The sequence below is a fragment of the Caulobacter sp. GW821-FHT05F04 genome, assembly GCF_059419665.1.
In genome coordinates, this window is the sequence record NZ_JBWKSF010000012.1 from 56,623 (window position 1) to 68,757 (window position 12,135).

The window sequence follows — 12,135 nt, forward strand, 5'->3', positions numbered from 1 at the left end:
TATTCCGCTCCCTGGGGGAGCCAAGCGCTACGATGAGCGACCTCGTTAGCCTGCGCGCGCAGCGGCGCGACCTTTATCAGTTTATCGTTCGGCGGACGCGTGATCCCGCGACGGCCGAGGATTTGGTGCAGGAAACATTCGAGCGCCTGCTTGCCTACGAGCAGGCGCGGACCATCGTTGACAGGGCCGCGCTGGGCTATCGCATCGCCTTGAATCTTGTGCGCGATCACTTCCGCCGCGCCAGCCGACGGCCCGCCCAGGCGCTGGACGACGACATTCCCTGCCAAGCCCCCGCGCCGGAGCAGATCCTGATGCATCGCCAGAAGGTCGAGGTGTTCGGCAAGGCGCTGGACGCCATGCCGCCCCTGCGTCGCGACGTGTTCATCCGCCGCCGGTTGCACGGCCACTCGCCGCGTCAGATCGCCCAGGATCTCAGCCTCAGCGAGGCGGCGGTCGAAAAGCACGTGGTGCGGGCGCTGGAGCAGCTGCATCGCGAGATCGCGCGGGCCGAGCGCCGCGCCAGCGGAGGCCGCCGATGAGCCGCATCCGCCAAGAGGCCGCCGTCTGGGCGGCGCGACGTCTGGACGACGGCGACCGTCAGGACGCCGCCTTCGAGACCTGGAAGTCGGCCGATCCGACCCACGGCCAAGCCTTCGACGCGGTTTGGCGCGCCAGTCAGGACCCCGCCCTGGCTGAGGCGATGCGGCTGAGCGAACAACGGCGGAGAGTCCCGCGCCGCGCTGGGCGTTGGGCCGCGCTGGCGGGCGGTCTGGCGGCCTGCGGCCTGGCCGCCGTCGTCGCCTGGCCGCAGATTCAGCTGATGACCGTCGCGCCAGTGGTGCTGCAGACCGCGCCGGGCCAGCACCGGGTCGCCACCCTGGCCGACGGCACGCAGGTCACCCTGGACGGCGCGACCCGCCTGGAGGCGCGCCTGGGCGCCCGGCGGCGCCAGGTCGAGCTGGTCAGCGGCGAGGCCTTCTTCGACGTCGCCCACGACGCGGGACGGCCGTTCACGGTCAAGGCGCCCGAAGGCTCGGCCCGTGTGCTGGGCACCGCCTTCGACCTCGAGCGCAGCGATGGGCGCCTGGAGCTTTCGGTGCGTCGCGGTCGCGTTCGGCTGGCGCCGGCGGGGCTGATCCACCGCACGGCCGAGCTGACCATGGGCCAGCGGGCTTTCGCCAAGGAGGGCCGGCTGTCGGCGATCCGCGCGTTCGACCTCCATGCCGACGACTGGCGCTCGGGCTGGCTGGAAACGGACGGCATCCCCCTGGCGCGGCTGGTCGAGCGCCTGAACCGCGCCTCGCCCACACCGATCGTGATCGCCGATCCGGCCTTGGGTCGCCAACGGGTGGCTGGCCGCTTCCGGCTTGACGAGCCCCGAGCCCTGGTGCGCGATCTGGCGCTGATGCACGGCTTCACCGTCCGTCAGACGTCGGACGGCTTTCTGCTCTCGCGCTGACCGCCGTCGCCGAAACTTCACAAAAATCCCTGTCCGGGTTCGAGGGTGGCCAGCGTCTTCCCGGCCGAACCGGCGTCGAACGCCGCGCGAAACGGGGATGACGACATGACTTCGAAGACCTGGACCTGGCTTGGCTCGGCCTCCGCGGCCGCGTTGCTGGCGGCGAGCCCCGTCGTGGCCGCGCCGCCCGAAAAGCCGACCCTGGCCATCCCGGCTGGCGACCTGGCCTCGGCCCTGCCGAGCTTTTCCCGGGCCACGGGCCTGCAGGTTCTGGCCGATCCGGCCCTGCTGAGCGGCAAGCACACCCAAGGCGTGCGCGGCCAGTTCGACGCCGAGCGCGGCCTGGCCGAGCTGCTGCGGGGCACGGGCCTGACGTTCGTGCGCAACGGCGGCGCGGCGATCCTGCGCCCGGCGGCCCAGAAGGTCTCGACCGAGGCCAACCCCGCCGCGGCCGCGCCGCGCGCCGAGGCGGTCCCAGCCCGGGCTGACGAGCCCACCGAGCTCGAGGAGCTCGTCGTCACGGGCGGATTCGCCAATTCGCTCGCCCGCGCCCTGAACGAAAAGCGCAAGGCTGCCAATGTCGTCGACGCGATCTCGGCCGAGGACATCGGCAAGTTCCCGTCCAACAACATCGCCGAGGCCCTGCAGCGCGTGCCGGGCGTGGCCATCACCCGCGACCGGGGCGAGGGCCTTTTCATCCGCGTCCGGGGCCTGGGCCCGAACTTCCAGATCGTCACCCTGAACGGCCGCAGCGCCGCGGTGAACGAGAACATGCGCGACAGCGGCCAGAGCGGCCGCCAGTTCCGCTTCGACACCCTGCCGTCGGAATTGGTGGCCGGCGTCGAGGTCGGCAAGACGCCGCTGGCCTCTCTGGACGAGGGGGCCATCGGCGGCGTGGTCGATATCAAGACCTTTCGTCCGCTGGACCTAGGCCGCACGACCCTGGCGCTGTCGGCCACCGCCAGCCATCCCGAGCTCGCCGGCAAGACCGACCCGCGCGTGTCGGGCCTGGCCAGCTGGACCAACGCGGCCGGCACCTTCGGCGTGCTGGCGGCGGCGGTGTACGATGAGCGCACCCTGCGCCAGGACCGCATCACCGGCGTGGGCTGGAGCTATCCCAGCGCGACCACCACCCTGGGAAAGAGCCTGATCGCCCAGGGCGTGCAGCTGTATGCGACCAATATCCGCCCGACGCTGGAGCGCGAGGACCGCAAGCGCAAGGGCGTCGTCCTCTCGGCCCAGTATCGGCCCAGCGACGCCACGGAAATCACGCTGGACGGCAGCTACACCAAGCTCGACGACCACTATGACGAACTGACCTACTCGGTCGATCCGGATCTCTCGACCCTGGTCGCCGGCTCGGCCGTGATCAAGGACGGCGTCATGATGGGCGGCACGGCGAACACCAACAGTCAGATCGGTCGCGAAGTCAGCGACCTGGCTCACGACAACATGATGGTCGCCGGCAAGATCCGTCAGAAGCTCGAGGACTGGACGATCACCGGCGACCTCGCCTACGCCCGGGCCTATTCGGAAACCTCCAAGCCAATCACCCGCACCCGTCTGCAGGGGTCGATGGGCCGGGCCACGTTCAACCTGCCCCAGGCTGGCGACGGGCTGCCGGACGTCAGTCTGCTGACCGCGGACCTGAACAACCCGTCCCTGCTGCCGTTCCGCCGCATCGAATGGCGGGTGAACAACGCTACGGACGACGAGACCGCCCTGCAGTTCGACGCCGAGCGGCCGGTGAGCCTGGGTCCGGTCAGCCGCCTTCAGTTCGGCGTCAAATTTCGCGAGCGCTCGCGATCCTATAATCGCGCCGACATCAACTACACGACCAACCTGACCGGCAAGTTCTTCGGCGCGGACTATTTCGACCCGTTCCCGGTCACCGACTTCCTGGGCGGCGCCTCCGCCGGCCTGCCGACGCGCTGGGCCATGCCGGACCCGGCCGCGTTCTGGGCCCTGCGCGACCCGAACCAGAAGGGCACGGCCCGCGCGGACCAGCGCAATTCGTATCGCGTGTCCGAGAAGATCGGGGCCGGCTACGCCCTGGGCGACATCGACACCAACCTGTTCGGCGCGCCCCTGCGCGGTGAGGTCGGCGTGCGTGTGGCGCAGACCAAGCAGGTCTCGTCGGGTCACGCCGACAACGGCACGGCGGCGCTGCCCGTCCGCTTCGAGAAGACCTATACCGACGTCCTGCCGACGGCCAACTTCGCGCTGGAGCTGACCGAGACCCTGCAGGCCCGCGTCGCCGCCGCCAAGGTGATCACCCGGCCGTCCCTGGCCGACCTGGCGCCGCGCCTGACCCTGAACTCAGGGACCCTGCTGACGGCCGTGGGCGGCAATCCGCTGCTGAAGCCCTTCGAGGCCTGGCAGTATGACGCGACCCTGGAATGGTACTTCGCGCCGGGCAGCGCGCTGATCGGCGGGGCCTTCTACAAGGACATCACCACCTTCGTTTACAGTCAGAACACCAACATCGTCGTCGACGGCCAGACCTACGTGCTGACCTCGCCGACCAACGGCGGCAAGGCGACGATCAAGGGCGTCGAGCTGGCCTACCAGCACCTGTTCAAGCGTTTGCCGGCCCCGTTTGACGGCCTGGGCTTCCTGGCCAACTACACCTACACCGACACCGCAGCGACCTACTCGCCGACCCTCAAGGACGAGATGGTCAATGTCGCCAAGAACAGCTTCAACGTGACGGCCTTCTACGAGAAGGACTGCTTCGCCGCCCGCGCCAGCTACAGCTGGGTCGACGACGTCCTGCAGGACGTCGGCGGGGCGGGGCTCTCGGCGCTGAACGACAAGGCGTTCGGCTCGCTTGATGGCAGCGTCAGCTACAAGATCACGCCGCAGATCACGGCGGCGATCGAAGGGCAGAACCTGACGAAAGCCTCCCAGCGGCAGTTCATCAAGGGCGGCTGGTTCGGCGGTTACACCAACTACGGCCGCACGGTCAGCTTCGGCCTGCGGGCCAAGTTCTAGGCCTGACGGCGGGGTTTGAGGCCGGCTCGCGCGCCCGCGGCGCGGGCCGGCTTGCTTTCCCAAGATCGCTTGTGGGAAGCGTCACAGGGTTTGGCTAGGACATTCGGATGCGCACCTTCCCGCCTCGAGCCCGTCTCGCTTGTTCGGCTGCCGCCCTGACGCTCTGCCTCGCGCAGGCCGCCGGAAGCCCGGCGTCGGCGCATCCCGGCCACGCGGTCGAGCCGGTCGCGCCGAACCGCCCCGGCGCGCGGCCGGCCAAGGCTTCCGAGCGCCGCTGGCTGGCCGGCGACCATCACGTCCACAGCTGGTTCAGCGTCTCGGTGAAGCCCAGCGCCGATCCGTCCCAGCCACCGATCCTGGTCAAGGCGGGCGACGCCAGCAACCCGATCACCACCAACGCCCGGATGGGCGCCCGGTATGGCCTCTCGTGGATGGTGGCCACCGATCACGGCGGTCCCAACCACGCCAAACTGAATCGCGACGAGGCCTATCCCGAGTTGGCGCGCTCTCGCCGCGAGACGCCGGGCGTGCTGCAGTTCTGGGGCATGGAGCTGGATACGCCGGCGGCCGAGCACTCCAGCCTGATCCTGCCGCGCACGGCGAGCGAACGGGACGCCCTGTTCGGGATCGAGCGCCGCTACAACCGGCGCGAACCGTGGCCGGCCGACCCGGCCCGCGACGAAGAAGGCTTCATGCTGGACGCGCTACGCCACATGAAGGCGCTGGCGAAGCCGCCGGTGGTCATCGCCAACCACCCGTCGCGGTCGGCGACCGGCATGGGCCGCTACGGCCTGGTCTCGCCGTCCGAGCTGCGCGACTGGAACGACACCGCCCCCGACGTCGTGGTCGGCATGGAGGGCGCGCCCGGACACCAGGCCTCGGGCCTGAACCCCGACGGCTCGCTGAAGGGCAAGGGCGATCGCGGCGGCTATTCGCGAGCGCCGACCCTCGGCGGTTTCGACCAGATGACCGCCAAGCTCGGCGGCTTCTGGGACGCGATGCTGGGCGAGGGGCGCCGCTGGTGGGTCACCTCGACCTCGGACTCCCATCGCCATTACACCGACGGCGGCGCGGACTTCTGGCCGGGCGAGTATTCCAAGACCTATGTGAAGGCCGCCCACACCTATGACGACGTACTGGACGGCCTGCGCAACGGCCGCATCTTCGTGACACTGGGCGACCTCGTGTCCGAGGTCGATGTCACCGCCAGCGCCACCGGCGCCAGGGCCGAGATCGGCGGGCGACTGGAGGTTCCCGCGGGAACGGACGTCATGGTGGTCATCCGGGTGCGCGACCCGGCGGGCAAGAACTTTGGCGGCTTTTCGCCCAGCGTCGCCCGCATCGACCTGATTCAGGGCGACATCATCGGACCGGCCGCCGACCGCACGCTCGACGCCAATCCCTCGACCCGCGTCGTGCGCGCCTTCACCCCAACCTCCTGGGCGCGCGAGGGCGAGGTGCTGTCGATGGTCTACGCGCTCAAGGACGTGCGCCGCTCCACCTATATCCGGGTCCGGGGCACGAACGGCGCGGAGAGCGAACCGCTGCCGGACCTGCCAGGTGAAGATCCGTGGTCGGACCTGTGGTTCTACGCGAACCCGATCTCCATTGTCGTGAAATAGGCGACAAGGGCGGGCGACCCTCAAGAGAAGGTGCGCTCGTGCGATCTTCATCGGAGACCGAAGGCAGAGCAGCTGGGGACGTTGCGCGCCGCGCAACGCCGTTGCGGCCTTTGCGTTCGCGCCGTGGTGGGAGCTCGGACTAAACGCCTCGTCACGAGACGGGGGTTTCAGTCATGACGGTGTTCAAGGGGTTGGCGGCCGGTGCGGCGCTGACGGTGTCGTTTGGTGCGACGTTGGCTTTCGCCCAGTCGTCGTCACCTCCGGAAACGGTGCTGGACGAGGTGCTGGTGGTCGGGTCGCGGGTGCCGGGACGCCTGGCGACCGAGACCGCCGCGCCGGTCGACGTATTCTCCGGCGAAATGCTAGCGCAGCGCGGCTTCACCGACCTGGGCAAGGTCCTCGGCTTCCTGGCGCCGTCGTTCAACTATCCGCGCTCCCAGACCTCGCCGTCATCCAGCAGCACGCGCGGTTTCTCACTGAGGGGGCTGGGCCCCGATCAGGTTCTGATCCTGGTCAACGGCCATCGCCGCCATGCCTCGTCGGTGCTGAACTTCAACAACGGCGTCGGCCGCGGCACGGTGCCGGTCGACATCAACACCATCCCGGTCGCGGCTATCGCCCGCATCGAGGTGCTGCGCGATGGCGCGGCCGCTCAGTATGGCTCGGACGCCATCGCCGGCGTGATCAACATCGTCCTGCGCTCCGACGCTCGCGGCGGCGAGGCGACGCTCACAACCGGCGTGACAGAGGATGGCGATGGCCAGTCCGTCGTCGGGGCGGGTCGCCTCGGCCTGCGGCTCGGCCACGACGGGTTCCTCACCGTGACTGGGGAGGCCCGGAACAGAAAGCCGACCAACTCGGCCGAGATCGATCCGCGCGTCGGTCGCGTCAGCCAGCGCACGGGCGATCCCGAGGCGACAAACCTGCTGCTGACCGCCAATGCGGAGGTGGGTCTGCCTGGCGACGCGCGCGCCTATGGCTTCGGAACCCTGGCCTGGCGCGACTCGACCAGCACGCCGCTTTTTCGCCTGCCCAGCGTCGCGCCAACGCTCTATCCCAACGGCTTCCTGCCCTACGTCAATCTCGACATGCTTGATCTGGGCGGCGCGGTCGGCGTGCGGGGCGAGATGGCGGGCTGGCGCTACGATCTGAGCGACACCGCCGGTTATGACCGGGGCGACTTCAAGCTGTCCAACAGCGTCAACACTTCGCTCGGCGCGGGCAGCCCAACGCGGTTCGATTCAGGCGGCGTGACCTATGGCCAAAACATAGCCAACCTCACGGTCAGCCGCGCCTTTCGCGGCGTGATGGCGGGCGCCAATCTAGCGTTGGGCCTTGAGCATCGCCGCGAGACCTTCAAGATCCGGTCGGGCGAGACGGCCTCGTTCACCGGCGCGGGCGCGCAAGGCTTTCCTGGCTTCAACCCGCCAGAGCCGATCGACGTCGATCGCCACGCGTCGGCCGCTTTCGTTGATGCCGAATTCAGCCCGGTCAACGGTCTGGACATTGGCGTCGCCGGCCGCGCCGAGGATTATAGCGACTTCGGACGCAAGGCGACGGGCAAGGTCTCGGCGTTCTGGCGGGCCACGCCCTGGTTGGCGGCGCGGACGACGGCCAGCACCGGCTTCCGCGCCCCGTCGTTGCAGCAGCAGTATTTTTCGACGGTCACCAGTCAGCTCAGCGCCGGCGCCCTGGTCAACATCGGCACCTTCGCCGTGACCGATCCTGTCGCCCGCGCCCTGGGGGCGAGCGATCTGCGTCCGGAGACTTCCAAACACTACTCCGGCGGCGTCGTCTTGACGCCCCGCGAGGGCCTGACCTTCAGTCTCGACGCCTTCCGGATCGAAATTGAAGATCGCATCGCACTCAGCGAGTCCCTGACCGGTGCGGCCGTCACGGCGATCCTGCAGAAGGCCGGCATCACCAACGCCAGCCAGGTTCGCTTCTTCACCAACGCTCTCGATACGCGCACCCAAGGAATCGAGGCCACGGGGAACTGGCGCACCCAGATTGGCCGTGACGGCAAGCTGAGCCTGACCTTTGGCTACGCCGCGTTCGACACCGACCCCCGCGAACTGCGGAGCAATCCGGTAATCCCAGCCTTGCCGCTTCTGGCGGCGACGTCGCTGAACACGCTGGCCGACGCCGAGCCCCGCAATAAGCTAACCCTGTCGGCGGATCTACGGATGGGCCGCTGGAGCCTGACGGCCGACGCGGCGCGCTTCGGGCGCTACAAAGCCGCCCCTGTCGGGCCGATCCAAGTGTTCGGCTCCGACGCCACGCTGGATCTGACGGTCGCCTATCAAGTGACAGAGCGGATGCGCGTTCAGGCGGGCGTGCTGAACGCCACGGACGCCTATCCCGACCGGGTGCGAGGTCAGGTCGACGGGAGGCCCTATACCGAAGCGGGGGGTATCGGCGTGGACGGCCGCGAATACTTCATCCGCCTCGGGGCCAGCTTTTGATGAGGGCTCGGACATGCCTGGGCGCGGCGGGACTGGCGCTTCTGACCGCCTTGTCGTTTGACGCCGCTCCGGCCGCCGCTTGGACGCGGCCGGGGCACATGGTCATCGCCGCGATCGCCTTCGACGCGCTGGAGGTTCGGGATCCCGCGGTCATCGATCGCGTGGTCGCGGTGCTGGACAGCCATCCCGACCGGGGCGCGTTCGAGGTGGCCGAAGACCGCAGCGAGGGGCGAGAGCGGGCGCTACGGCTGATGATGGAGTGCGCGCGCTGGCCCGACGATGCGCGTCTGACCGGTTATGACCAACCCAGCTGGCATCTGGAGCTAAAACCCATTGTCCGGACCGAAGATCCGCCCGCCAACGCGCCCGCTCCGGATGTCGCCATGGACGGTGTCGAGGCCTTCGCCCTCAACGCCCGCGTCATGGCCAACCGCGCCGCCACGCCCGCCCAGCGCGCCGTGGCGCTGTGTTGGGTGATGCACCTCGCCGGAGACGTGCATCAACCGCTCCATACGGCGCAGCTGTTCTCCAGCCAGTATCCGGAAAGCGACAAGGCCGGCAGCCAACAGTTCGTCATCGACCCCGTGACCGGCCGTCCCGAAACCCTGCACTGGTTCTGGGACGACGCCGTCCATCGCGCAGGCGACATCGGCTCGGTGCGCGCGCGCGCGATCGAGCTGGAGCGCCGTCTTCCGCGAACGGTCCTGGCGCCGGGCGTCGCGCACGCCGTCGCGGCCAACTACAGCGATTGGGCCGAAGAGAGCCGAGCGCTGGCGGCGTCCCGCGTCTATGCTTCAGGACCCGTCGGCGGCCCGTCGGCGAAGCAAGCCAAGGCGTTGCCGCCGGGCTATGCCGAGGAGGCGGCAGCCGTGGCCGAGGCGCGGGCCGCGCTCGCGGGGTACAGGCTGTCCGACCTGCTTCGCGAAGCCTTTGACAGATAGACGGTCGGAGTGCTGGCCGCCTGGCGCTCCAGCCAAGACCACACCGTCGCGACCGAGCGCCGCCGTCTTCCGGCGCTCGTGGCCGCCAGGCGGTACTCGCCGGGATACTTGAGCCAGGGAAGGCCCAGTTCGACGAGCCTGCCATCATCGAGATAGGGCTGCACGGTGGGCAGGGCGCCCAGGACGACGCCCATGCCCTGGGCCGCCGCCTCGTACGCGGCCTGCATCACGTCGAAGCGTGTGGTCGCGGCTAGACGGGTCAGGCCGGCCTGATCCGTCCACCAGTCCCAGACGTTGAGCGGAACGCTGACGGCGAGCCGGGGGAAGGCCGAGAGGTCGGGATTGGCCTGGAAGCGCGCCGCGACCTCCGGCGAGGCGACCGGCGTGGCCGAAACAGTGATCAGCGCGCGAGACGAGAGGCCCGAAAAATCCGTGTCGCTAAAACAGACCGCCAGATCGACCGCGCCGCGCCGCAGCGCCGAGTCGTCACGAATGGTGTCGAATGACAGCCGGATGTCCGGCGCGACGTTGCCGAGATCACCCAAGCGCGGGATCAGCCAGCCGACCGCCAGGGAATGCGACAGGGATAGGCGCACGTCACTTTGCTCGAGATCGTCCCCCACCGCGGCGCGGGTCGCTCGGCGCAGTTCCAGATAGGCCGGTTCCAATTCGCGCAGGCAACGCGCTCCGGCCTCGGTCAGCCGAAGGCCTTCGGGCGTGCGTTCGAACAGGACGCGATCGAATTGCGAGGCCAGCGCTTGCAGGCGGCGCGAAAAGGCGGCGGGACTGATGGCGCAACGCTCTGCGGCCGCACGGAAGTTCGGGCCGCGAGCCGCCTCGATAAACGCCTGTATGTTTTCAAGGGGCGGAAGCCGACGCTGCATCGATCACTCAGTCCATACGCTGTGGCACCGTAGCCGCGAACTGTGACAGCCAACGCATGCGAATGATCTAGCGCCGCCTCAGTATCGCGCGCCCGAAAACGGCGCCGGGACGGCGAGCGCGCTCGAACATCCGTCGTCGAGGCGGTGTCGCTAAACTGACACCCGGGGTCGCTAGTGCAGCAATCGAGAGTCGGCGGTGATCGCTGACGGGACGCGGCGTGATGGCCTGGCTACGCGACATCGACAAATGGTTCGCCGAGGCGGTCTTGCCGTTCGCGCCGAGCTATCGCGCCTATGCGCGCAAGCTGACGCGCGACGCGGTCGAGGCCGAGGACCTCGTGCAAGAAGCCTACGCCAAAGTGCTTGGCGTTCAGGACTGGCGCCGGTTGGAGCGCCCGGAGCGCTTTGTCCTCACCATCATTCGAAACCTCGCGTTCGAGCGCGTTCGGCGGGCCAAGGTCGTCGGCATCCGTCAGATCGGAGTGCTGGAGATGGAAGCTCTGCCGGATCCTGCGCCGGACGCCTATGCCGTCGCGAGCGCTCGGGAAGAGTTGCTGCGCGTGATAGAGGCGGTCGATCGGCTGCCGGAACAATGTCGACGCGTGGTCACGCTGCGGAAAATGGAGGGGCTTGCGCCGGGCCAGATAGCGGTTCGGTTGAACTTGTCCATCTCTACGGTTGAAAAGCACTTGGCCAAGGGATTGGCCCTACTCACCAAGGCGTTGGCGGCGGACGAAGGCCGAAGGATCGGAGTTAAGGCGAGTACATGGCGCAAGCGGGCGATCAAGACAGAGACGCGCTGATCGCCCAGGCTTCGGAGTGGCTGGCGCGCCTGGACGCCGGACGAGCGGATTCCCGGGAATTCGAAGCCTGGCGCGACGCCGACCCTCGCCGCGCGGCGGCCTTCGCCGAGGTCGCCGCGGCGTGGAGCCGGCTGGACGCCCTGCGCGACGCGCCGCCTCGGGCCCAGCCGGCAATGAGCCGGCGCGCGTGGCTGGGCGGCGGTCTCGCCCTCGCGGCGGGCCTTTCGGGCGCCGCCTATCTGGGGCGCGACCAGTGGCTGCGCGCCCGCACGGTCACCGGGGTGGGGGAGCGTCGCACGATGTCGCTTCCGGACGGCAGCTCGGTCGAGCTGAACACCGACACCGAAGTGCTCTGGCGCTTTGGTCGCGACCGGCGAAGGCTATGGCTAAGGCGAGGGGAGATCGCCCTGACGATCGCCCACGATGCGCTGCGGCCGTTCGAGCTCTTCACGCCGACCGGGCTGGCCAACCTCGCGCCAGGCCAATTCAACGCGCGCCTGAGATCGACGGGGCTGGACCTGATCGTGCTGGCTGGCCGGGCGGCGGTCCGGACGGCGGCGGGCGAAACCCAGGCCGCCGTGATCAGCGCCACCGACCCCCGCCAGGCCCTGGCCGTCACCGCCACGGGCGTCGCCGTCGCGACCGCGCCGGAAGACGAGGTCCAGAACGTTCAGGCGTGGCGTCGCGGTGAAATCGTTTTCGAGGGGCAGCGCCTGTCCGACGCGGTCGAGGAGTACAATCGCTACCTCGTACGCAAGATGGTCATAGAAGAGCCCAAGGTCGGCGCGATGCGTCTGGGTGGCCGTTTCCTGACCGGTAACCCCGAAAGCTTCCTGGAGGCCCTCCGGACAACGTTCGGCCTACGGATCATCGACGACGGATCGTCACGAATTCTTCTCAAATCTCGATAGAGGTTTCTCGCCCCCGCTCCATCTTGCTGAGCGAGACGCCGGTTTTTCGGCGACCT

At 68.9% G+C, this 12,135-nt stretch carries 9 protein-coding genes; 8 read left to right on the forward strand and 1 reads right to left on the reverse strand.

Annotated features, from left to right (window positions below; all coding sequences use genetic code 11):
• The first annotated feature begins 32 nt into the window (after positions 1–32).
• The 6 genes from AC07R7_RS23875 to AC07R7_RS23900 all read left to right on the forward strand — a co-directional run bounded on the left by AC07R7_RS23875 (position 33) and on the right by AC07R7_RS23900 (position 9,481).
• A complete protein-coding gene (locus AC07R7_RS23875; RefSeq protein WP_099503481.1) occupies positions 33–539 on the forward strand; it encodes an RNA polymerase sigma factor in 507 nt (168 codons plus the stop codon).
• A complete protein-coding gene (locus tag AC07R7_RS23880) occupies positions 536–1,459 on the forward strand; it encodes a FecR family protein (protein ID WP_099503483.1) in 924 nt (307 codons plus the stop codon). The genes AC07R7_RS23875 and AC07R7_RS23880 overlap by 4 nt, the downstream gene beginning before the upstream one ends.
• 105 nt (positions 1,460–1,564) lie before the next feature.
• Positions 1,565–4,453: a TonB-dependent receptor gene (locus AC07R7_RS23885; RefSeq protein WP_099503998.1), complete on the forward strand. Its 2,889-nt coding sequence runs from the start codon at positions 1,565–1,567 to the stop codon at positions 4,451–4,453.
• A gap of 107 nt (positions 4,454–4,560) precedes the next feature.
• A complete protein-coding gene (locus tag AC07R7_RS23890) occupies positions 4,561–6,075 on the forward strand; it encodes a CehA/McbA family metallohydrolase domain-containing protein (RefSeq protein WP_099503485.1) in 1,515 nt (504 codons plus the stop codon).
• Positions 6,076–6,248: 173 nt separating this feature from the next.
• Complete coding sequence (locus AC07R7_RS23895; protein WP_099503487.1) at positions 6,249–8,540, forward strand: TonB-dependent receptor plug domain-containing protein; 2,292 nt, start codon at positions 6,249–6,251, stop codon at positions 8,538–8,540.
• On the forward strand, positions 8,540–9,481 hold the full coding sequence (locus AC07R7_RS23900; protein WP_099503489.1) for a S1/P1 nuclease: 942 nt from the start codon (positions 8,540–8,542) through the stop codon (positions 9,479–9,481). The genes AC07R7_RS23895 and AC07R7_RS23900 overlap by 1 nt, the downstream gene beginning before the upstream one ends.
• On the opposite strand, the gene AC07R7_RS23905 is transcribed toward AC07R7_RS23900, so the two are convergent.
• The gene (locus AC07R7_RS23905; protein ID WP_099503491.1) at positions 9,388–10,365 is read right to left on the reverse strand and encodes a LysR family transcriptional regulator; all 978 of its coding nucleotides are present in this window, start codon (positions 10,363–10,365) and stop codon (positions 9,388–9,390) included. The two genes, AC07R7_RS23900 and AC07R7_RS23905, sit on opposite strands and share 94 nt — an antisense overlap.
• 221 nt (positions 10,366–10,586) lie before the next feature.
• On the opposite strand from AC07R7_RS23905, the gene AC07R7_RS23910 reads away from it, so the two are divergent.
• Positions 10,587–11,168 carry an RNA polymerase sigma factor gene (locus AC07R7_RS23910; protein ID WP_099503493.1) on the forward strand — a complete coding sequence of 194 codons (582 nt, stop codon included), beginning with the start codon at positions 10,587–10,589 and terminating at the stop codon, positions 11,166–11,168.
• Positions 11,132–12,079, forward strand: a complete 948-nt coding sequence (locus tag AC07R7_RS23915) for a FecR family protein (protein ID WP_099503495.1) — start codon at positions 11,132–11,134, stop codon at positions 12,077–12,079. The genes AC07R7_RS23910 and AC07R7_RS23915 overlap by 37 nt, the downstream gene beginning before the upstream one ends.
• Positions 12,080–12,135: the final 56 nt, after the last annotated feature.